20 protein-coding genes are annotated in these 23,545 nt (G+C 38.8%); 18 read left to right on the top strand and 2 right to left on the bottom strand.

Translation table 11 applies throughout. The features are described from left to right. Positions 1-305: 305 nt before the first annotated feature. Positions 306-1,703: an MATE family efflux transporter gene (locus ACFP65_RS06705; protein ID WP_379917050.1), complete on the bottom strand. Its 1,398-nt coding sequence runs from the start codon at positions 1,701-1,703 to the stop codon at positions 306-308. A gap of 262 nt (positions 1,704-1,965) precedes the next feature. Between ACFP65_RS06705 and ACFP65_RS06700 the strand changes: the two genes are divergently transcribed. The 18 genes from ACFP65_RS06700 to ACFP65_RS06615 all read left to right on the top strand — a co-directional run bounded on the left by ACFP65_RS06700 (position 1,966) and on the right by ACFP65_RS06615 (position 22,480). Then, positions 1,966-2,718 (top strand): DeoR/GlpR family DNA-binding transcription regulator, encoded by a 753-nt coding sequence (locus ACFP65_RS06700; RefSeq protein WP_379917048.1) that lies wholly within the window; start codon positions 1,966-1,968, stop codon positions 2,716-2,718. Continuing rightward, positions 2,715-3,638 carry a 1-phosphofructokinase gene (pfkB, locus tag ACFP65_RS06695; RefSeq protein WP_379917046.1) on the top strand — a complete coding sequence of 308 codons (924 nt, stop codon included), beginning with the start codon at positions 2,715-2,717 and terminating at the stop codon, positions 3,636-3,638. The genes ACFP65_RS06700 and pfkB overlap by 4 nt, the downstream gene beginning before the upstream one ends. Beyond that, the gene (locus ACFP65_RS06690; RefSeq protein WP_379917045.1) at positions 3,639-5,540 is read left to right on the top strand and encodes a PTS fructose transporter subunit IIABC; all 1,902 of its coding nucleotides are present in this window, start codon (positions 3,639-3,641) and stop codon (positions 5,538-5,540) included. A gap of 162 nt (positions 5,541-5,702) precedes the next feature. Further along, positions 5,703-6,842 carry a hypothetical protein gene (locus ACFP65_RS06685; RefSeq protein ID WP_379917043.1) on the top strand — a complete coding sequence of 380 codons (1,140 nt, stop codon included), beginning with the start codon at positions 5,703-5,705 and terminating at the stop codon, positions 6,840-6,842. A gap of 30 nt (positions 6,843-6,872) precedes the next feature. Next, positions 6,873-7,775, top strand: a complete 903-nt coding sequence (locus ACFP65_RS06680; RefSeq protein WP_379917041.1) for an ABC transporter ATP-binding protein — start codon at positions 6,873-6,875, stop codon at positions 7,773-7,775. Between the two features lie 10 nt (positions 7,776-7,785). Beyond that, entirely contained in the window at positions 7,786-8,961 is a 1,176-nt protein-coding gene (locus ACFP65_RS06675) for a hypothetical protein (protein ID WP_379917039.1), read from the top strand. 22 nt (positions 8,962-8,983) lie between these two features. Beyond that, a complete protein-coding gene (locus ACFP65_RS06670; protein ID WP_379917037.1) occupies positions 8,984-9,517 on the top strand; it encodes a hypothetical protein in 534 nt (177 codons plus the stop codon). Between the two features lie 147 nt (positions 9,518-9,664). After that, on the top strand, positions 9,665-11,005 hold the full coding sequence (locus tag ACFP65_RS06665; RefSeq protein WP_379917035.1) for a M20 family metallopeptidase: 1,341 nt from the start codon (positions 9,665-9,667) through the stop codon (positions 11,003-11,005). A gap of 218 nt (positions 11,006-11,223) precedes the next feature. Beyond that, a complete protein-coding gene (locus tag ACFP65_RS06660) occupies positions 11,224-12,420 on the top strand; it encodes a carboxylate--amine ligase (protein WP_379917033.1) in 1,197 nt (398 codons plus the stop codon). A 34-nt stretch (positions 12,421-12,454) separates the two neighbouring features. Then, positions 12,455-14,032, top strand: a complete 1,578-nt coding sequence (locus ACFP65_RS06655; RefSeq protein ID WP_379917031.1) for a Mur ligase family protein — start codon at positions 12,455-12,457, stop codon at positions 14,030-14,032. Then, positions 14,029-14,730 carry an aspartate/glutamate racemase family protein gene (locus ACFP65_RS06650; protein ID WP_379917030.1) on the top strand — a complete coding sequence of 234 codons (702 nt, stop codon included), beginning with the start codon at positions 14,029-14,031 and terminating at the stop codon, positions 14,728-14,730. Before ACFP65_RS06655 ends, ACFP65_RS06650 begins: the two co-directional genes overlap by 4 nt. 177 nt (positions 14,731-14,907) lie before the next feature. Beyond that, positions 14,908-15,861 (top strand): ATP-grasp domain-containing protein, encoded by a 954-nt coding sequence (locus tag ACFP65_RS06645; RefSeq protein WP_379917028.1) that lies wholly within the window; start codon positions 14,908-14,910, stop codon positions 15,859-15,861. Between the two features lie 29 nt (positions 15,862-15,890). After that, positions 15,891-16,613, top strand: coding sequence for a TraX family protein (locus ACFP65_RS06640; RefSeq protein ID WP_379917026.1), 723 nt, complete (start codon positions 15,891-15,893; stop codon positions 16,611-16,613). 72 nt (positions 16,614-16,685) lie between these two features. After that, positions 16,686-17,906 (top strand): SH3 domain-containing protein, encoded by a 1,221-nt coding sequence (locus ACFP65_RS06635; protein ID WP_379917024.1) that lies wholly within the window; start codon positions 16,686-16,688, stop codon positions 17,904-17,906. Between the two features lie 149 nt (positions 17,907-18,055). After that, positions 18,056-18,508: a CopY/TcrY family copper transport repressor gene (locus ACFP65_RS06630; RefSeq protein WP_379917022.1), complete on the top strand. Its 453-nt coding sequence runs from the start codon at positions 18,056-18,058 to the stop codon at positions 18,506-18,508. Further along, on the top strand, positions 18,498-20,981 hold the full coding sequence (locus tag ACFP65_RS06625; RefSeq protein WP_379917020.1) for a heavy metal translocating P-type ATPase: 2,484 nt from the start codon (positions 18,498-18,500) through the stop codon (positions 20,979-20,981). Before ACFP65_RS06630 ends, ACFP65_RS06625 begins: the two co-directional genes overlap by 11 nt. Before the next feature lie 9 nt (positions 20,982-20,990). Further along, entirely contained in the window at positions 20,991-21,200 is a 210-nt protein-coding gene (locus ACFP65_RS06620; protein ID WP_379917019.1) for a heavy-metal-associated domain-containing protein, read from the top strand. 179 nt (positions 21,201-21,379) lie between these two features. Then, entirely contained in the window at positions 21,380-22,480 is a 1,101-nt protein-coding gene (locus ACFP65_RS06615; protein WP_379917017.1) for a hypothetical protein, read from the top strand. Between the two features lie 81 nt (positions 22,481-22,561). Here ACFP65_RS06615 and ACFP65_RS06610 read toward each other — a convergent pair whose 3' ends face one another. Next, entirely contained in the window at positions 22,562-23,443 is an 882-nt protein-coding gene (locus ACFP65_RS06610) for a glycine betaine ABC transporter substrate-binding protein (protein WP_379917015.1), read from the bottom strand. Positions 23,444-23,545 lie beyond the last annotated feature (102 nt).

Below are 23,545 nucleotides of genomic sequence, written 5' to 3'. Positions count from 1 at the left end.
ATTGATATCACTTTTGCCAAGTATAGGGATTTTATTTTATAAAACAACCCACTAAAATAATTCTTTGTGAAAGAATTTTGAACAACCAAACGGTGAATTTTTGTTATACGTTTTCATTGTTTTCACAACAGCAAACGTTGATACTATATATGTTTTCTGAAAATGAGACAGAAAAGTGAACAGCTATAAAATATGATGTTTTATTGAGATTTCACAATCATAATTTCAGTGTCATTCAAATTAAAGATGCTAAAAACGTCCCTTTCAAATTTCAGAAAGGGACGTTTCAATGAATGATTCACTATTTATTTAGCTTTTTGTGGTTCGAATTCAGGAACAATTTCTTCTATATCATCTGTAGAAAGTGAAACGCGACCTGATAAACTTCTTCTAGTCGAATAATAAGCAATAGTTAACGGGACTAGTGCAGCGATCCATGCAAGTGGATTGGAAAGTGCAGCACCTAAAAATCCGAATGGAATAGATAACAAGGTTGCAGCAAGTGCTCGCCCAACCAGTTCGCCGATACCTGCTACAGTAGGTGCAAAGCTGTTACCTAGACCTTGTAGCGTATGACGATAAATAAATAGTAAGGATAAAACAGCATAAAGTGTAGCATTTGTCAGGAAGAATTGTTGAATCATAGCAATCACTTCAGGTGAAGCATTTGAGCCGATAAAGAGCAATGCAACTTGTCTTCCCCATAAGAGGAGAATAATACCAATTGCAACACTATAAGTGATGCTCAATTTGATGGCTTGATTTACGCCATGCCAAATTCGATTAAATTTACGCGCACCATAGTTTTGAGCCGCGAAAGTGGACATGGTTACACCAAATGATTGCAACGGAAGCATAGCGACCGTATCAACTTTTTGAGCAGCTGTAAAAGCTGCCACAGCATCTGCTCCTAGTTTGTTCAATGTAACCGTAATAGCTACTGCACCAATGGCGATAATCGAATACTGAAACCCGTAAGGAAGTCCAATACGCAAGTGTTCTTTGTACTCAGCCCAGTGGAACGTCCAGTCTTCTTTATGAATTCTAAGAAGGGGCACTTTCTTCCATATAAAGATCAAACATAAAATACTTGAAACAACTTGCGAGATGACCGTTGCGACGGACGCTCCTCTAATCCCCATATCAAAAGTAAGGATAAATAAGTAGTCCAGACCAATATTCAACATTGAAGTTAAGATCAAGAAATATAGAGGTGTTTTGCTATCTCCAAGAGCACGCAATAAGTTTGCTAGCAAGTTGAAGAGAATCGTTCCACCGATACCCCAGAAAATAACATTTAAGTAGTCATAGGCATATTCATACGTTTCAGCAGGTGTCTGCATAAGTGTAAGAATCTGTCTGGAAAAAGTTGTTGTAAGTCCAGTCAGTATAATAGCAATCACACCACTAATGACGACACTGGCAGCAAGATTTTTTCTGAGTGCTGCCTCGTCTTTTTTACCAAATCGTTGAGCGGTAATGACGGACAATCCGGCGGTTAATCCGATTGCCAAACCAATAATTAAAAACTGTAAACTAGTCGTTGATCCGATAGCAGAAAAGGCTTCAACACCAACTGTTTGACTGACGATATAAGAATCCGCCATATTATAAAATTGCTGAAACAAGTTACCGATCAACAAAGGCACCGCGAAGCTCAATATTAATTTCATTGGGCTCCCTTGTGTCATGTCTTTCTTCATTTATACACTCCTTCAAAATAATCATTTTTTCTTTTTTTATAAGTCCAATTCCGTTATAGGCAAGAATAATAGATGGTACCAAGTTATTATAGCTTTAACCAAAATAAATGCAATAGAATCGGGAGTTTTCTACACAAAAAATAAGTAAGTAATTAGAAGAATTGAACAAGACGTGACAATTGTTAGAAATGACTGAAAAAGCTTATTTATGATTGATTTTGATCGTATGAGGTGGTATATTATAAAGTGAGAGGTGAAGTAAGTGCTTACAGATGAACGACACGCTTATATTATTAGACAGATCAATCAGAAAAACACCGTAACCGTTCAAGAATTAGTGGATAGTCTAAATCATTCAGAATCCACTATCAGAAGAGACTTAAGTCAACTTGAGTCGGTAGGGAAGTTGATCCGTATTCATGGAGGCGCCAAAAGAAGGGTTGCTATTTCTACAGAAGATACAATGGAAGAAAAAACAGTCAAAAACGTTCACGGCAAGCAACTGATCGCGAAAAAAGCAGCTGATATTGTACAAGATAATGAAGTGATATATCTTGATGCTGGAACAACGACTCATGAAATGATTCCATTTCTCAAAAATAAAGAAATAACCGTCGTCACAAACGGTGTGCCACATGCTTCATTACTGACTGATCTCAAAATCGAGACGATTTTGCTCGGTGGTAGAATCAAGCAGAATACGAAAGCAATTATTGGAACGCTTGCTCAAGAACAAATGAAAAATTATCGTTTTAGTAGAGCATTTCTAGGTATGAATTCCATTGACAAGGAAGTCGGTTATACGACTCCAGATTTGGAAGAAGCTTCTATGAAGAAGGTTGCCATCTCTCAGACGGACGAAGCGTATGTTTTGGTCGATGAATCTAAGTTCAATAAGGTCAGTTTCGTTAAAGTAAGTGACATTGAAGATTGTACGATTATTACAACTCAATTGTCAGAGGAAAATAGGGAACTCGTGAAAATGACGCGAGTAGTAGAGGAGAATACCAAGTGATTTATACAGTTACATTAAATCCATCCATTGATTATGTTGTCTATATGAACGGAGAGGTTCAGCCTGGTGCTGTAAATCGTATTCAAAAAGACCGTAAATTCCCTGGTGGAAAAGGTATCAATGTTTCCAGAATTTTATCGCAGTTATCTATAGACAATAAAGCCTTAGGATTTATCGGCGGATTCACTGGGAAATTTATCGAAGATGCTCTGGAAAAAGAAATGATCCAGACAGATTTTGTTCAAGTAGATGAAGATACACGAATCAATGTGAAAGTTAAAAGCAGCAATGAAACAGAAATCAACGGTCCTGGACCACAAATTTCAAGTATAAAAGCAGAAGAATTGATCGATCAATTGTCTGGATTGACAAAAGATGACGTCGTAGTTTTATCCGGTAGTAAACCAGCAGGTCTTTCAGAGAGTTATTATCAGGAAATCATAGAAAAACTGGTACAATCTGGTACGCAATTCGTCGTAGATACAACAGGAAAAGAACTTCAAGATTCTCTCGCTTCAAAACCGCTTATGATCAAACCGAATAATCATGAGCTTGAAGAGTTATATGGTGTATCGATTGAAACTGAAGCTGATATGATTGTCTACGGCAAAAAGCTAGTAGAAGAAGGCGCACAAAACGTCATCATTTCTATGGCGGCAAAAGGTGCAATGTTATTCACTGAAAAAGGTGTCTATCATGGTAAAGCACCAAAAGGTGAACTGAAAAATTCTGTTGGATCTGGTGATTCAATGGTAGCGGGTTTCACAGGGATGTTTGCAAAAACAAACGATGTTTTAACAGCTTTCAAATATGGTATTGCCTGCGGTAGTGCAACAGCTTTTGAAGAAGACTTGGCAACGATAGACAAAATCGAAGGGTTACTCCCACAAATTGAAATCAAGGAACTGGAGGAAAAATAAATGCAAATCAATGACTTATTAAGAAAAGATTTGATGATACTCGATCTTCAAGCAACTGAAAAAGAAGCTGCGATCGATGAAATGATTGCGCGTTTAGCAGAAAAAGATGTCATCTCTGATGTTGCAACTTATAAAGAAGGTATTATGAAACGTGAAGCGCAGACTTCAACAGGTCTAGGTGATGGAATCGCTATGCCGCATTCCAAAAACGCTGCAGTTAAAAATCCTGCCGTATTATTCGCTAAATCAACTCAGGGTGTAGATTACGAAGCGTTAGATGGACAACCCTCACATTTCTTGTTCATGATCGCTGCACCAGAAGGCGGAAATGACTTACATTTACAAGTACTCGCTTCTCTTTCTCGTAAATTGGTAAACCCTGAAGTCTTGGAGCACTTACGTCAGGCAGAAACGCCTGAAGATGTACAAGCAGTCTTTGCGGATTCAGAACAAGAAACGAATGAAGTCAAACCGGACACAAAAAATGTTTCAGGAAAAGAGAAATTCGTCGTAGCCGTGACCGCTTGTCCAACAGGTATTGCACACACATATATGGCAGAAGATGCTTTGAAACGTAAAGCAAACGAAATGGGTGTAACGATCCGTGTTGAAACAAACGGATCAGATGGTGCAAAAAATGTATTAACTGAAGACGAGATTCGTCGTGCAGATGGCGTTATCATTGCTGCAAGTAAAAAAGTTGAGTTGGCTCGTTTTAACGGTAAACACGTTTTACAACGTCCAGTTGCTGAAGGAATTAACAAATCAGAAGAATTGATTACAAAAGCGATGAACCAGCAAGCGCCTGTATTAAATGTTGACGGTGAAGGTTCTAGCGAGAAATACGAAGATGAAGAAGGCGGAAGCGTTTGGAATACTTTGTATAAAGATTTGATGAACGGTATTTCTCACATGCTACCATTTGTTGTTGGTGGCGGGATTATTATGGCCCTTTCATTCGCATTAGAGCCTTACTTGGGTAGTGACAATATTGTTGTGGCTTCGTTGAATACGATCGGTAGTTCAGCATTCCAGTTCCTTATCCCGATTTTAGCAGGTTACATTGCCTATAGTATTGCAGATCGTCCTGGATTACTTCCAGGTATGGCTGCTGGTTATATGGCTGTACAAGGAAATGCAGGATTCTTAGGCGGATTAATCGGTGGTTTCTTAGCTGGGTACCTAATGAACTTCGTTAAGAAAATGTTACGCGGTGTACCGCAAGCATTCGCTGGTTTAAAAACCATTCTTTTATATCCAGTATTAGGTCTATTGGTTGCCGGAATCGTTATGTTATTGATTATGCCAATCTTTACAACAATCAATACAGCAATGATCAGTTTCTTAGAAAACTTGGGAACAGGTAATGCAGTAATACTTGGAGCAGTTTTAGGTGGTATGATGGCCATTGATATGGGTGGACCATTTAATAAAGCAGCCTATGCATTCTCAATTGGTATCTTTACAGATACCGGTGACGGTAGCTTGATGGCAGCCGTTATGGTTGGTGGAATGATTCCGCCATTAGCAATTGCTTTTGCAACAGTCATTTTCAAAAATAAATTTACTGAACTTGAAAGAAGTTCTGGAATATCTAACTTTTTCTTAGGTCTTACGTTTATCACTGAAGGTGCGATCCCATTTGCAGCCTCTGATCCACTTCGTGTTATTGGATCATCTGTAGTAGGTGCAGCCGTTGGTGGAGGGTTAAGTCAATTATGGAGTACAACTGTACCGGCACCACACGGTGGAGCACTTGTGGCATTATCGTTAGGAGATAATCCTTTTATGTTCTTCCTTGCACTATTAATCGGTACGGCGATTACCGCAGTGATCTTAGGACTTTGGAAACCAAAAGTTGAAGATACAAACAAAGAAATTTCAGCAAAAGAATTAGCATAGTTTAAAATTATAACGAATCGTCTCTCTTAAACGGAGAGGCGATTTTTTTGTGTTCTATTCATTTAATTGTTTTGATTAAAATATTTACATTATTCTCTAACTCTGATATCATTTTCATAATTAAAGATATCCATAATGAACAGTTTCCAAAGAGGAGAAGCTATGAAAGCTTATTTATTATTTGAAACGAAACGATTTCTTAAAGAAACAAAAAATAAACTGATGTTTGTGATATTCGTTATTTTTTTACTGTATGTCTATTTTTTGATTGCGATACAAGGGTCTGGAAATATAGAGCAAGAGCAAGCAGAACAGATGAATGCTAGTAGGGTAGCTATTTCTAGTATTGCTGCCACTAATAGTGAAAACGAAGAGACTTCTGCTTTATATGATAATATTTATCAGCAGCAGCAATTACTTTCCCAGCAAGATAACGGTATTCGCTTTGAAGATAGGGATTGGTATCTTGATTCTTCAATTGAACTCGCGCAACTCCAAATTGATCTCTATGACTATGATGAATTCAATGACTTAGACACACCGCTCAGAAGCGTGATTCCTTCAATACATACTGCAAGAAAAGATTTAGCACGATTTGTTTATATTAGAGATAACGATATCCCTATTATGTATGAACGAGATAACGCAGCTGGCTTTATGATGCTTTATTTCAGTACATTTGGAGTAGCCGCGTTTCTATTCCTACTTTTATATAGTGGTAGTTTACTTACGAACGACCTAGAACATGAAACGATGGTCAAAGGCTATCCCGTAACCCATAGACAAAAAGTAATCAGCAAGATTCTGATCTATACGGTTGCCAGTTTTTTCAGTATTTTCACAATAACTGGACTTGTAGTACTGACTATTTGGGCAATAAAAGGGAGTGGGGATTTTACTTATCCAATGATCATTTATAATCAAGGATTTTACCAAGCTATCTCAATCGCTCAATATACGTTGATTTATTTTAGCTATTTAGTAATTTTGACGATTCATGTCGTTTCTTTCTCAGCGTTCTTGAATATTCTCCTTAAAAATGTATACGCAACGTTACTTGGAGGGGCTGTATGTTTCGCAATACCTTTAGTCGCGCAGAACTGGATCGATGGGCTTCGTTGGACACCTATACCTTATTATAATCCTTTTGCGATACTATCTGGCGATACCGCATATCTAGCGAACCAAGAACATCTGACGTTAGTTTATGGTGGAAGCATTTTACTGGTTTGGAGTATGCTATTTTTGATAATCGTTTACGCGATTAACAGCTTAGAGAATAAAAGTCACAGTATCGAGTAATACGAAATCTACCAAAAGGAGGGGTAACATATGCTTCAAATCAAAAAAATTAGTAAAGCTTTTAGAGATCAAGTGATTTTAGATGACGTTTCCTTAACCATTCAAAAAGGGGAAATTATTGGATTGGTAGCTCCTAATGGCACCGGTAAATCGACCTTGCTTCATATTGTTATGAATTTTTTAAAACCAGACAGCGGGCAAATAATTATGGATGGACAATTAGATTATAGTACGAAAAAAAAGGAAATTAAAATGAGAAAAGAAATTGCCTTTTTACCAGAAATAGATGACCTCTATCAAGAATTAACCGGTTTGGAACATATTGCTTATTATGCGCTTTTATGGAGACGGTCTGACAAAGAAGTACAAGAGATTGTTCAAAGATTGGAAATGAGCCACTATGTCAAAAGACCAGTTAAGACCTATTCTTTAGGTATGCGCCAACGACTTTGCTTTGCGATGGTGCTAGCTGCGGATACACAAGTAATGTTGATGGATGAGGTAATGAATGGATTAGATCCTGATAATGTTCAATTATTGACGAAAATATTAATCGAACTAAAAGAGAAAAATAAAATCATTCTGATTGCATCTCATTTGCTTGAGAACCTTGATTTGTATGCAGATAGTATTTTATTTTTGAAAGATGGAAAGATTGTTCTCGAAAAAAGAGATACTGGGGATAAAGATGGAATACATATTAAAGTAACGGTACCAGAAAAGATATTTGTCGCAATGACAGACGAGGATCAACTACCTGAAGAAGCCAAGTATATTGCGGGAAGACTCGTTTGTATACCGGTTCAAACGCTGACAGCCCAAGAAGTTGGGGAATGGACGAGTTTCTTTTACGAGCGAGGTTATACTGATTTGACTATCGGTAAAATCGGAACTTCAGAATGGTATAGCGAGTTCTATCATCAAGAACAATAGGGAGAAGATTATGTACGCACAGTTTATACTTGAATGGAAAAGGTTTAGTCGAAATCTTAAAAATCAGCTACTTTTCCTACTGTTTTTCTTTGGAGCACTTTACTATGGACTATTTGTAGCGCCTGACTATACACCAGTCGAAACATTTGCGGACGAAGAAGCCATCACTCAGCGAATAGAAGAACAGCGTTACCTGATCGATACATATGGAACGGACAGACCTAGGACGCTTGCAAGTGCGCAGAATATTATCGAAGTGAGTCAAACACAACTGAACGCATTAGAAGAGCAAGACTGGCCTACTTACTTATCGCAGACAATGAATGTACAGAGTCAGATTCGTCTTGCTCGTTACGGTCAGTCAATTGATCCAAACTATTTTAGTTTTGGAGAGCGATATCCTCAAGAAGAAGAGCGTTTCTGGGTAGGGTATAAAAATAGTCGGTATAAAGGTTATATCAATATGAAATCCAAGCATATTACCCCTGCAGTGATAGAAGAAAGGACGGTTTTGCAGACAATTCAAAGACTATTAGTAGGGGAGCTGCCCTTTATTCTGCTTGGATTAGTAGTTTTATTCAGTGTAGATAGCATTACTAAGAACAAAGGTCATTTTACAATCGTCAACGCTATACCACTATCTTTTGTGAAAGTATTATGGGTGAAAACAGTAGTAGTATTGATGGGAGTTACTGTAACAATTATTGCAGCTACTCTGGCACTTGTTTTGACAATCATGCCGAGGTATGGAATGGGTGCTTTGTCGATTCCTGTTCCGATGTATGGATTCAACTTAGACGGTGGCTTTTTTGTACTGTATCCGATGGGGATTTGGATAGGACAGGCGCTAACTTTATTTATTCTGTGTGCACTACTGTTCAACCGAGGGATTACCCTATTAAGCTTAATGTTTAAACAGGAGATGCTCAATCTAGTCTTAGGTATTTCTGTTATTTTTTCTGAAACCCTCTATTATTCGAGAGGGATCGGCTACTTTAGTTCTATAGGCCTTTTACCATCTACTTTTTTTTCAATAGGATCGGTACTGATTGGGTACCATAACCATCTGTACAATGCCTTGGATCTAACCTTTCTAAGTGGTGTTTTATCGTTAAGTGCTACTTGGTTAGTGATTGAACTGTTGATTTTTGTACTTACGCGATTTAGATATTTTCGAATCACTTAATAGCGTTTAAAGGAGGATGAGTATGAAATACCTAGTAGCTATACTATTGAGTGCATCGCTACTATCGGGATGTGCTTTGAATGGTGAGTCAGGAGATAATAGCACTGAAAACGATACCTCGTACGATCAGGCAGTTAGAGAACGATATGGTAAGAAACAGTCAGCTTACGAAGAACAACAGCGCAATCTAACTTTTACAGGACAAATAGAAGATTTTGAGAATGTCATTTTGACAACAAATAATATGACTATAGGAATGCCTTATAGGTATCAGTTTATCCAAATTGGAGAAGAACTTGAGGTGACAGTCTGGTCTGTCGCAGATGATACGAGCGATGAAGAGACAATGTACGTTGTGGAAAATATTCAATATGAAGACGAGCGGTATTCAGTCTATACAGAGGGTAAAGTGTTTGAATTTCAAACACTCAATGAATCAATCAAACGTTTAAAAGATGACGAGGGTCGATTTTATTCAGCGGAACGTTATATTCCAGAAATATTGAGTCAGAAATGGCTTGAAGAAGCTAGAAAAGAAGCAGCAGACGAGTCATAGCATAAAAAAAAAGCTCTATTCCTTTGATCAGGAGTAGAGTTTTATACGTTTGCTTGACTTTTTTACATAATCTAGTAACGTGAACTTAACTAATAAGAGTGAATGAATCGTACCTCATTCACTCAATAAAGAATAGGGAGCACCTACATGACTGAGTATATTACAGACCAAATAAAAAAAGAAAGTCTCATTGCACTAAAAACACTTGTCAACATTCCATCTTACTTAGAGCCGGCAGATTCAAGCAAAGCGGGAAAACCTTTTGGAGAAGGCGTTCACCAGGTTCTAAAAGAAGCACTGAGTTTATGCAAGACGCTAGGTATGGAGACCTTTTGTGATCCAAACGGCTATTATGGTTACGCAGATTATGGTGATGGGGAAGAGACGGTGGGGATTTTGTGTCACTTAGATGTTGTACCTGAGGGCGACCGTGCAAAATGGGAAAAAGATCCTTTTACGGCTACAGAAAAAGAAGGCGTTCTTTATGGAAGAGGGACGCAAGATGATAAAGGACCAACCATCTCAGCACTCTATGCCTTCAAAGCATTGGTTGATGCTGGCCTTTCATTTAATCGTAAAATCAGGTTTGTCTTCGGTACAGATGAAGAAAACCTATGGAGATGTATGGAAGCTTATAAACAGCATGAAAAAATGCCGGATATGGGCTTCGTCCCAGATAGTGCTTTCCCGCTAACCTACGCTGAAAAAGGCTTGCTACAATTCAAACTAACAGGTCCTGGATCTGAAAAGTTCGAGCTAGATTGTTCGGGTGCATTAAATGTGGTACCTGCTGTAGCGGCGTATAGTGGAGAACAACAAGCGAAGCTGGCAGAAGAACTAAGACAGCAAGGATTTTCTTACGAACAGACTGAAGAACAGACCGTTGTTTATGGAAAAGCCGTTCATGCCAGTACAGCTTTTGAAGGAGCCAATGCGATTACACGATTGGTAGAAGGTTTGGCGACACTTCAGTCGCATCCGATGTTGTCTTTTATTGCTGAAAAAGTTGGTCAGGAAACAAACGGATATCGTATTTTTGGAGAAATTGAAGATGAGATGACAGGAGAGTTGACCTTCAATGTGGCGTCGTTAAAAATCAGCGAGCAAGTATCAGAAGTCATGGTCGATATGAGAATACCTGTTTCTTACAATCAGGAAGATTTAGCGAAGATACTAGAAGAAGTTACCAGCCAATACGGACTGATTTATCAGATGTATGATGCTTTACCGTCTCTATACGTGCCAAAAGACAGCCCGCTCGTAGAAACATTGATGACGATATACAGAGATAAAACAGGCGACATGCAAGAACCATTAACTTCTGGTGGCGCGACCTACGCAAGGTCAATGCCTAACATGGTCGCGTTTGGTGCACACTTCCCTGGAAGCCCCAGTCTGGCTCATCAGGAAAATGAAGGCATCATCTTAAGTGAGTTCTATCTTGCAATGGAAATCTATGCTGAAGCCATCTACCAACTTTGCTGTTAGTGATTGGGAATAGCTTAAGTCAATTTTAAGATTTCAATTCAGTTAAACAACTGGTAATTCTACAAAAAACATACAATATGATGTATAATAAGTGGACGTGTGTCGATCCCAGTTATCAGTGAATAGAAACTTAAAGTTCTCTAGATTGTTCATAGGAGAACGATGCACAAATAATTATAAAAGACGAACGCTCATAAGAGAAAGAGAAGGAATTTAAAATGACAGAACAGCATAAAGCAGTCGTACTCGGCGCAAATTATTATATAGGATTAAGTATCATTCGTTGCCTTGGTCGCGTAGGCATACCAGTCGTAGCCGTAGAGTATAAAAGAGATGGTGCCTATGGACTTCATTCAAAATATTTATCAGAAGAATTGATTGGACCAAATTACAAAGAAGAACCAGAAGCATTAAAAGATTTTTTAATAGAATATGCTAAAAAACAGGATAAGAAACCTGTCTTGTATCCAACAGCAGATCCTTATGTTGAATTTATCGATGCCTATTTAGATGAACTAAGTGAGTATTATTTAATTACACAAAAAGAAAAAGGCTTATGGACAAAACTGATCGACAAAGATGATCTTTACGAAATAGCAGAGCAGCATAACGTTAGAATGCCAAAATCTATTCAGACATCGCGTTCAGATTTAATTGAAACAGTTGAAGCAGAACTGGGTTATCCATGTCTCGTTAAACCAGCAGATTCCACAAAATTTGTAGCGAAATTTCGTAGAAAACTATTCAAAGTGCAAAACCGCACAGAATTAGAAGACGCTTTAAAAAAAGCAGCGGATGCAGATATTGAAGTTGTTGTACAGCAACTGGTTCAGGGGTTCGATGATCACATGTATACATTTGACGCATACTTGAACCAGCATTCTGAAGTGACACACTGGATGACTGCCCAAAAACATCGTCAGTATCCCATTCATTTTGGTGCATCTGTCTATACGAAACAGCGCTATGTTCCTGAACTATTTGATATTGGTGCACCTTTCCTTGAAGCGATTGGTTACAAAGGATTTGCCGAAATTGAATTTAAAAAAGATGCTAATACAGGTGAGTATTATCTGATCGAGATCAATGTTCGGACAACAAACTTTAATCAAATGATTGCGGACGTTGGGCTAAACATGCCGTTGATTGCTTACAAAGAATTAACAGGTCAGCCAATTGGTACTAGGGTCATTAAAGAGGATACAGGGCAAGTATTCCATTATATGTATGAAGACCTACATGCCTCAAGAGCTTATGTTAAAGCCGGAGATTTAACCTGGAGTCAGATCCTCAAGTCTTATAAAGCGAACAAGACAGGTGCAGTATGGGCAAAAGATGATCCTCAACCGGGGATCCAGTTCATCGGTAAATTTGTCAAACGAGTGGCTGGAAAAGTGACCAGAAGAAACGGTTAAATCAAAAGGTTAATCGATAAAGGAGAAACGACTAATGATTCAAATAGCAGAATTACTTGACGCGATAAAAGTAAAAGAATCCAAAGATCATAAAGAACAAATGATTTCTGAAGTAGCTTACCATTCAGGTAAGGTCAAACAGGATACGTTATTTGTTTGTATAAGAGGATATAAAACGGATGGACATCAATATGCCAAACAGGCAGTTGAACAAGGCGCAACGGCTCTTGTAGTAGAAGAGTTTATTCCGGGACTCACTGTAGCACAGTACTTGGTTGAAGATTCACGTCAGGCACTTGCGGCTTTAGGAGATCAGTACTATGGACACCCTTCTAAAGATCTGAATCTCATTGGTATAACGGCAACAAATGGTAAAACATCTACTTCTTTCATGACGAATGCCATACTAGAAGAAAATAAATGGAAGACAGGACTGATGGGAACCGTCATGGTCAAATTTGGAGATACTTTAATTCCGAGTGTGTTGACGACTCCTGAATCATTGGATTTACATGAATATTTTGCAAGAATGAGAGACGAAGAGATTTCTCATGTCACAATGGAAGTGTCTTCTTCAGCCTTGGACTTGGCTCGTGTAGGTAGTGTAGACTTTAATATCGTTGCTTTAAACAATATCAGTAGAGAACATATTGATCTTCACGGATCATTTGAAGAATATTATAATGCGAAAGCAAGTCTGATCAGAGAAGCAACAGAAAAAGAGTTTGCTGTTTTAAATCTAGATGATCCGTATTCAGCGGCGCTAGTGGATGAAACGAAAGCTTCTACCGTCACTTATGGTATAGAAAGTGAAGAGGGGCATCTGCATTGTTCTAATATCGATCTATCTACAGGTCGTGGTACCTTCACTGTCGAAATTAAACGTCCATTTATGACAGTTGATGGAAACCAAGTAGAAAAAGCGCGTTTTGATATTAGCCTATCCGTGGCAGGATATCATTCTGTCTATAACGCCTTAACGGCGATCGCTATCGGATTGATCAGCGGGATTTCAATTGAAACCATCCAGTCAGGAATCAAAAATTTCAAAGGTGTAGAAAGAAGATTCCAGTTCATTTATGAGGAAGAATTCAAAATCGTAGATGATCATTTTGCAAATGCAGGAAATATTAATGTCACGCTGGAAACATTAACTAAAATGGATTATAACAACTTACACCTCGTCTACGCTATTCGTGGAAGCCGCGGCGTTACAACGAATCTTGAGAATGCGGAGACGCTAGCGAAATGGGTGCCGGAGCTAGGACTGAAAAAAGTGATTGTTTCTTTAAGTGAGTCTCACGTTACAGAAAAAGACGTTGTTACACCTGAGGAACTGGCAGCTTTTGAGAAAACAATGAAAGCTGTGGGTGTAGAAGTAGAATTGCACCACGAAATGCCAGATGCCCTTCAATCGAGTTTGGATCAAGTAGAGCCAGGAGACTTGATTGTTATCGGGGGTGCTCAAGGAATGGACTTTGGCGCAAAATATATTTTGAATCAACTTGTTGAAATGAATCCATCGCTGAATGCTGAAAAGATTTTAGCACCACTTGAAGATAGAGTAGCGGGTATAGATGAATCATTTTTAACTGAGGATGATGTAAAGTGAATCACCACCAGAAAGTGATTGGTGTTGTCGGCGGAATGGGTCCGGAAGCAACGGCTAGTTTTTTCTATAAACTGATTCGATCCACTGAGGCAAAAAAAGATCAGGATCATTACCGGATTGTCATTGACAACAACCCAAAAATTCCAGATAGAACGAAAGCGATTCTTGGTCAGGGAGAAAGTCCCTTACCAGCACTGATTGAAACGGCTAAAAATGTCGAAAGGGCTGGTGCGGACGTTATTGCTGTGCCTTGTATTACTTCCAATTACTTTTTAGCCGAAGTTCAAAAAGAAGTCAAAACCCCGATTGCTAATGTGTTTGAAGCGCTCGAACAGTATTTGAAAACAGATGGCTTCAACGTCAGAAAAGTCGGTATACTATGCACAACCGGCACACGTAAAATGGGTCTCTTTCAAAAAAATCTCCCTTTTGATATTTGCTATCCAAGTGAACAGTCGCAGGAAAGTAAAGTGATGGAAGCTATTTACGGGGCAGAAGGCATTAAACAAGGGAATACAGGCATTGTACCTAAATGTTTGCTTCAAGAAGCGGCTTTGGAGTTGATTGATGCTGGAGTAGACGTGATCATATCGGGCTGTACAGAAATTGAACTAGCCTTAAAACAAGAAGACGTTGAAATTCCACTGATTGATCCTATGCAAGTCTTGGCACAAAGCCTAACAAATTCTAAAAATTAAAGACAGATTTTTTACTGTATGCTCAGTAAAAAATCTGTCTTTTTATCTACTGCCAGCTGACAAGCTTCAAACATTTCATTTATATCACAAAAAGATTAGAAGATAGAATAGAGATGTGAATCATAGTATGATGGAGAGTATTCAATGGAGAAATTTAAAGTAGTAAGGGGAGAAACGATGAGTAAGGTATATATTTTGCACGAGAATATGGACTGGACAAAACATTTAATTGAACGGCTAGAAGAGCTAGCAGTTCCTTATGAAGAATGGGATCTTTCAGAGGGATTAGTAGACCTTTCAACAGTACCACCAGAAGGTGTTTTCTACAATCGAATGAGCGCTTCTTCACATACTCGAGACCACCGCTTCGCACCAGAGTTAACGGATCATGTCTTAGGTTGGCTGGAAGCACATGGACGTAAAGTGATTAACGGGACTCATGCGATCGAACTGGAAGTCAGTAAATTAAAACAATACCTTGCTTTGAACAACGCGGGTATCGAAACGCCTAAAACCATTGGAGCGGTCGGAAAAGAGCATATTTTGAAAGCGGCAGAAACATTAAACGAATGGCCCTTTATTATTAAACATAACCGGGCTGGCAAAGGACTCGGTGTAAAACTAATCTATACGATGGAGGAATTAAACGGCTACGTTAATGGACCGGAATTTGAAGACTCCGTTGATGGGATCAGTCTGATCCAACAATATATCCAGTCAGATACCGGTAGTATTGTACGCGCTGAATTTATTGGAGAAACTTTTTTCTACACCGTTGAAGTCGATTCTAATGATGGATTCGAACTCTGCCCGGCAGATAACTGTCAAATACCGGGAACAGAACAATCTGAAATGAACCAAGAAGAGCCGTCCCCAAAGTTTGAAATCAAAGAATCCTTGCTGACGGATACGGAAATCGAAACTTATCGGCAGTTTCTGTTACAAAGTCATATACAAGTTGCAGCAATTGAATTTATTAGAGACCGTAGTGGCAAACTCTACACTTATGACGTGAATACAAACACAAATTACAATCCAGATGCTGAAAGAAAAGCTCAGAAATTTGCGATGCTAGAATTAGCAACCTATTTAAAGGAAACACTTGATTCTATGGTCGTTAAGAAAATATAAGAGGCAGTTGATTCTGTAATGGAGGACTTATGGAGCATAATTTAGATAAACTCGATCGAGTTAAAATAGGTCTCAATGCAAATGTATTGAAGCTGGTTGCAGTAACAGCGATGTTTTTCGATCATTCTCTGCAGGTATTTGATCCAGGAGATACGCCCTTAAGATGGATTGTACATTTTTTTGGTAGACTGGCGGCTCCGTTGATTTGTTATCTGATAGCAGAGGGCTATCACTATACTTCTGATAAACGGTCTTATACCAAACGGTTATTTCTTTTTGCGCTAATTTCTCACATCCCTTATGTAATATTTTTTAACCTTAATGGGGGGATGGCTACGAGCGTCATGTGGTCGCTCACCTTAGGGCTGATTGCTTTGACAGCTGCAAAACATAAGCGGATGCATGTATTAATAAAAATTGGTATTGTAGTACTATGCTGTTTAGCAGCATATCCAGCGAACTGGCATTACATAGCTGTTCTATGGATTGTTAATTTTGGAGTGTTTAGAGAACAATTCAATAAAAAAATGTTGGTGTATACTTTGATTGGCTTAATGTTTTATGCCATCCCAGGTTTGTTTAGTATGGGGACCTTTGTGACCTACCGTTTCGGGTTTTTGGTGGCTATACTATTCTTTTATCTCTATAATAGAAAACCGGGAAAGAGAAATGCTTTTTATAAATGGGCATTTTATTGGTTTTATCCAGTTCATTTAGTGCTGTTCATCCTATTAAGCCTATTCTTTATGTGATAAGATAAGAAGGTATACTTAAAACAGATCAAACTAAATGAAAGCTAGTTATTTTAGGAAGGAGTCGATTGTTTGAAGGATAAAAAACCTGCTATTATTGCGGTTTTAAGCATTATACTGGTTCTTTTATTAGTATTTATAGTACAAGATGTGAGAACAAATCAAAGTCGTTCGAGTGAAGAGAATGCAGATACAAATCAGCAGCCTTCTACAGAACCGCCGACAGAATCAGATGAACCTGATCAAGAAGCCGTGGAAGAACCTAAAGCACCTGAAGTAGAATTACCAACCTGGAATGAGGTAGGACCGTTTGAGTTGCCTATTATTGGAGCTGGTGGGTATACATCCATTAGACAAAATCTTCATGAAGAACCTTCGATAGAAGCACTAAAGATTACTGAGTTAACTGCAGGGACAGCATTTTCAATTGAAAATGAACTAAACGATTGGTGGCAAATCCGAACAATCTCTGGAGAAACGGGATGGCTGGAACATCGATATGCTATGATCAATTTACCAGATATCATTCCATCGATCATTTATGATCATTTAAATAGTTACGATGCTAAATTTACATCTTCATTAGTACCGATACCTGAACTGACAGGTCAATCACTTTATGATATGCAAGGATACAACGAGCGTTTGAATGAAGAAACTTTTATTATGCCCATTCTTTATCAAACGGCAAGAAAGGTTCAGGCAGCACAACAGATTGCTTTACAAAATGGAGAGTCTTTGAAGGTATATGAAACTTTCCGTCCAAGAGACGTGCAGTTACTTGTCAATGATGCATTAAATAGACTAGCAGAGACGAACGCTGAGGTTAAAGAAGGGATCACAGCGGAACCTTGGAGTATGACCTGGTTCATTAATACAAGCGTTTCCAATCATCAGCGAGGACTAGCAATTGATTTAACCTTAGTAAAAATCGACGAGCTATCCGAACGGATTATTGGAGACTATTACGTTCCAGAAATTTTAAATTACACAGAATATCAGATGCAGACACCATTCCATGAATTAAGTACGGCTTCTGCGATGTTTACAAAGCCAATCGCGGCAAGAGATCAAGAAGGCTGGAGAAATATGGAGCTGAGTAGTACGGTCACGGAACCGGCTCTGAGAATGCAAAATTATATGACAGAAGTTGGCTTTACACCGTTAGCTTCTGAATGGTGGCACTTCAATGATATTGACGCTTTAGATGATTTAAAAGAAAGTGCTGGGACAGGAGAATTCCGGATTACAGAAGTTGAAAATGATCCTCCAAAATGGCAAGAAGTAGAATAAACACAGACCCAGAGACTTGAAGCGAAATCTGCTTCAGGTCTTTTTTTACGAATAGAGTAGATCAACTTGACATTTATTGTTTACAGTTGTAAACTGTAAAAAACGTAATGATTACAAATGTAAACGATAAATAGAAATGAGGAATACCTATGAAAGAAAATCAAATGACCACTTCTGAAAGAGAAGTCATGAGAGTGATCTGGGCGAATCCCAGTGCGACAAGTAAGTATATCAGCACAGTCTTAGAAGAAAAAATGAACTGGAAAGCAGCAACGACAAAAACGCTCATTGGACGCTTAGTTAAAAAGAATCATGTGAAAGCGACAGAGGAAGGTCGGAAATTCAAATACTCTGCGCTCATTACAGAACAGGAAAGTCTTCAAGAATCCAGTCAGGCCTTACTACAGCAAGTCTGTACAAAAAAACGAGGAAATATTATTTATCAAATGATAGAAGAAATAACTTTAAGTTTAGAAGATATCGAGCAGCTTGAGCAACTATTGAATAAGAAAAAACAAAGTGCACCAGAGACAGTCTCTTGCCAATGTACACCTGGCCAGTGCGAGTGCAAGCAGGAAGGAGGGGTACATTGTGGACACTAGAACCTATCCAATAGAAGGAATGACTTGTGCATCTTGTGCAGCCACTGTAGAAAAAACAGCTGGGAGTGTACCAGGTGTCGAACAAGCCACAGTCAATCTAGCGACTGAAAAACTTCAAGTAAAAGTAGCCGATGAAACATTTGAACCAAAAAGATTACAAAAAGACATCGATGTAGCCGGATACGCAGTTGTTTTACCTGAATTTAAAACAACGACGTTTTCAATAGAAGGAATGACCTGTGCATCTTGTGCAGCTACTGTAGAAAACACGACGGCACATTTGAAGGGAACTGAAAAAGCATCGGTTAATTTAGCGACTGAAAAAATGACGGTGACCTATAATCCACTTGAGATTTCTACTCGTCAAATAACAGATGCAGTGCATCAAGCAGGCTATGAAGCGATTTTGGAACAAGAACCTATGAACGATTCTACTTTGAAAGAACCTGTAGAAGAAAAGCAGTCTAGTGAGCAACGCTACCGTAACCGAGCAATCTTATCAGCAGTTTTCACAATCCCGTTACTGTATATTTCGATGGGACACATGATAGGCTTATGGTTGCCGGAACCTCTTAATCCTATGATGCATCCCGTAATCTTTACATTGGTGCAACTCGTACTCACTCTACCGGTTATGTGGAGTGGTATACCTTATTTCAAACAAGGATTCAAGACTTTGAGAAAAGGTCATCCAAATATGAATTCATTGATTTCTTTAGGAACCGCAGCAGCTTTTATTTATAGTTTAGGTGCCACAGTGGCGATTGTGTTTCAAGGGGCGGATCTTGCAATGATGCTTTACTATGAAACATCCGCGGTGATACTCGCTTTCCATACGCTCGGTAAATATCTGGAGGAGCGGTCTAAGGGTAGAATGTCAGAAGCGATTCAAAAACTGATAGATCTTGCGCCTGAAACAGCTCGCATTGTACACAACGGTGTAGAAGAAGAAATCAAGGTTGAAGAGGTTACAGCAGGGGATATCGTAAGAGTTCGTCCAGGAGAAAAGTTTCCAGTAGATGGGGTAGCCATCAAAGGACAGACAACAGTAGATGAATCGATGCTAACAGGAGAAAGTTTACCCGTAGAAAAACAGGTAGGAGATACACTGATTGGAGCGAGCTTAAATAAAAATGGGAGTGTAGATTACCGAGCAACAAAAGTCGGAAAAGACACTACATTAGCTCAAATCATTCAATTGGTAGAAGAAGCACAAGGATCTAAAGCGCCAATTGCTAAACTAGCAGATAGGATTACAGGATATTTTGTCCCAATCGTCATTGGTCTCGCAATCCTGTCTGGTTTGGTCTGGCTGATAGCCGGCCAATCCCCTTTATTCTCATTGACCATTTTGATTTCTGTATTGGTTATTGCATGTCCATGTGCACTAGGACTGGCAACACCCACTGCCATTATGGTGGGGACTGGAAAAGGGGCTGAACACGGAGTATTGATCAAAAGTGGAGATGCTCTAGAAACCATGCATAGTATAGATATCGTTGTTTTTGATAAAACAGGCACTTTGACTCAAGGAGAACCGATTGTAACAGATATTGTCGTATCAGAAAAAGGCAGATTAACCAAAGAATCCTTATTGCAACTAGCAGCCTCAATGGAGCAAGGAAGTGAGCACGCACTTGGAGAAGCCATTGTAAAAGAAGCTCAGCAAAAGAGTGTTCAATTACTTGAAATTGAATCATTTGAAGCAATTGCCGGACACGGTATCACAGGACGTTCAGAAAATGCTACGATATATTTCGGTAATCGAAAACTGATGAATGAACAAGGCGTCACGATCAGTCAGCTTGAGTCTAAAGCAGATCAAATGGCTGATGAAGGCAAAACACCGATGTTCCTTTCTATGGATGGTCAACTACAAGGTGTGATTGCAGTAGCAGATACACTCAAAGAAAACAGTAAACAAACGGTTCGAAGTTTACAGGATAAAGGGATCCAAGTCATGATGATTACTGGAGATCATACTCGTACGGCAAAAGCCATTGCTCAGCAAGCGGGTATTGATAGAGTGCTAAGCGAAGTGTTGCCGGAAGATAAAGTAAAAGAAGTTGAAAAACTTCAAGAAGAAGGTAGAAAAGTAGCCATGGTAGGAGATGGGATTAATGATGCGCCTGCACTCGTACAAGCTACAATCGGTATGGCAATCGGATCTGGGACCGATGTTGCAGTCGAATCTGCAGATATCGTCTTAATGAAAAGCGATGTGAATGAAGTCGTCACTGCACTGGATTTAAGTCAAGCTACACTGAAGAATATTAAGCAAAACCTCTTCTGGGCATTTGCTTATAACTTAGTTGGTATCCCAGTTGCGATGGGATTATTATATCTATTTGGTGGTCCATTACTAAACCCAGCACTCGCTGCAGTGGCTATGAGTTTCAGTTCTGTATCCGTCTTACTGAATGCTTTAAGACTAAAACGGTTTAAACCATATCACCAAGCAATTCAATCTTAGGAGGAAAAAATGATGAGACAAACGCTTAATATAACAGGTATGAAATGTGAAGGATGCGCAAGAAATGTACAGAAAAATTTGGAGTCGATTGCTATAGTGGATGCTGTTACGGTTGACTTTGAAAAGCAGATCGCCTATGTTGAAAGTCAAGGTAAACTGTCGAAAGACTGCGCACAAGAGTCTCTTTCAGCTACAGCTTATCAAGTAACTGAAGTTTAATACATGCATCATTTAAAAGTCGTACTTTACCGGTACGACTTTTTGTTTGGAGTAAAGAAGATTAGTGAATGAGTTGGAATCGGTCGTGTGTCTAGAATGAAATAAGGTATAATAAAAGTATCAAGCAGAATTCTCCCTAGCCAGTTCTTGGATAGAAATGTAGATGAAAGGTGAGTGCTATGGAAAAAGGTAAAGCGTATGTCCCGTTCAGATTTAAACTTTCACCAATCAAAAAGATGGCCATGTTTCATTTCCATAAAGATCCGGATGAAGAGTATGTTGCGTTCGAATTGCAGTACCTAAAAGGTAGTCATTACGGAGAAGGGTTCAGAGTGTTGGCCTGGAGAGCAGATGGCTATAGAGATTCTTATTTAGATGTAAATCTTCAGATGTCAAAAGAAGAAGAACCTTTGTCAGTTGGCGGTAAGGGGTTGAAAGAAAGAGTAAAAACGATTTTCGATGAAGCTTACTTTGATTATAATGAAGGACAATTAAATGTTGGTTTTGTGTTTCAGGATAAGTTTGACCGGAGAATTGTCCTTTATATCAATGAACAGATTGAAAAAGATACGAAACCATTGACTTGGTTACCTTCGGTTGGGAATCACACAGAGCAACCGCATTCGATGCCATTATTTTTCTTATATGAGTTTGATTTTGCTCGAAAAAAAGATACGGAGATTTTTCTATCTATTAATAATATCGAAAAAACACTGGATACTTTTGCTTTCCCTAAAGACTTTCAAACGAGATACTATGTGGAATTTTCTTTAAATGCAGTGATTACGAATTTCAATCAGAAAGGTCGTTACACACTGAAAGAAATAGAAATCGACGAAGCTGGTATTGCAGAGGATGAGACGCATCTCTATGAATATCATTTAGTAAATGGCTTATATCATTTAAAAAAGATGACGATCAAGCATGATTCTGAACCGGTGCAAGTAGTTTTTGACCCACCGTTTCCGAACCATGTAGAAATCAAAGAAGCAATGCCTCAATTCGGTGCATTTGAAATTCAGCCATCTGGAGAAGCTGGAACACTTAGCGGGAAGTATAATGTCGTTAAGCAACAAGAAAAGGCAGTCATCAACCTTTCTTTTCCAGAAGCGTGGCAAACGCCTAAAGGGGCTATCTATGACAAGTTCATCAATAGCATGACGCCCAACATCAAAACATGGTACAAAACCTATCAATGTACTCAGATAGTTGATTTAGAGACTATGGAAACGGATATCATATGGAATAGAATTGATCCTGATAGAAGAGTAGACATTTAAAAATAAACAAAAAAGGACAGGCGTGCTCATAAGAGCATGTCTGTCCTTTTGAATAGAGTCGATGGAATAACGAAAGAGTGACTACTCTTCAGAAACACCAGCAGTCCATTCATCAACTGTATCTTGATTTGCATCTACCCAGTTACGAGCAGCTTCTTCAGGATCTACGCCTTCAGAAATTTCTAACATAACAGCTTCCATGTCTTCAACAGTCCAGTTAAAGTTTTCAAGAACTTCGTGTGCTTCAGGCATGTCCTCTGCTAATCCTTCACGGGCGAAAGTATCGATTGTCTCTGCATCTCCAAAGACGCCTTCAGGATCATCAAGATACTTAAGATCATAAGTCTGGAATTTCCAGTGAGGAGACCATCCAGTTACAATAAAGTCTTCTTCATTTTGATAAGCTTGTCCCAATGTAGTGACCATTGCACCAGAAGAAGAAGGTTGTAGAGTCCAGTCAGATAGGTTTTCATAAGTGTCTAATGCAGTTTCAGTTGCAGTCATAACACCAGCGCCAGCTTCAATACCTGTAATGGTTTGATCTGCTTGATCTGTTAAATCAGCAATCGATGAAGCATCCATGTAATTAGGAACTACGAGTCCAACTTTGGCACCTTCAAGGTTTGTTCCTAGATGATCTAGTTGTTCGCCGTATTGTTCAAATTGAGAAGCATGAGTATTTGGTAACCAACCTGCTACCATTGCATCAGCTTCATCATTAGCAACAGCTTCCCACATAATCGCGTTATCAAGAGGTGTTAAAGTTGTTGAGTAACCAAGATCTTTGAATACTTCTCCGACCACGTGAGTCGAAGCTACTTCAGAATCCCAGTTAACATAAGCTAAAGTAATTTCTTTAGATTCAGACCCACTATCTGCTGAGTCGCCATTTCCACAAGCCGCCAAAAATAGTGCTGAGGCAGATGCTGCTGTAAGTCCTAATTTTTTCCATGTTGATGTCAAAATAAATCTCTCCTTCTTTTTTAGTCATCTTGTTTATATACAAGATGAAGAATAACAAGTGTATGGGTGATACGATTGTAAAAAAATAGAGTAGATCGTATC

It is taken from the genome of Marinilactibacillus sp. GCM10026970 (genome assembly GCF_042660675.1).
Taxonomy (GTDB): Bacteria; Bacillota; Bacilli; order Lactobacillales; family Carnobacteriaceae_A; genus Marinilactibacillus.
The sequence above is the reverse complement of the archived record's forward strand: the minus strand, read 5'-3'. Positions and strand labels throughout refer to the sequence as shown.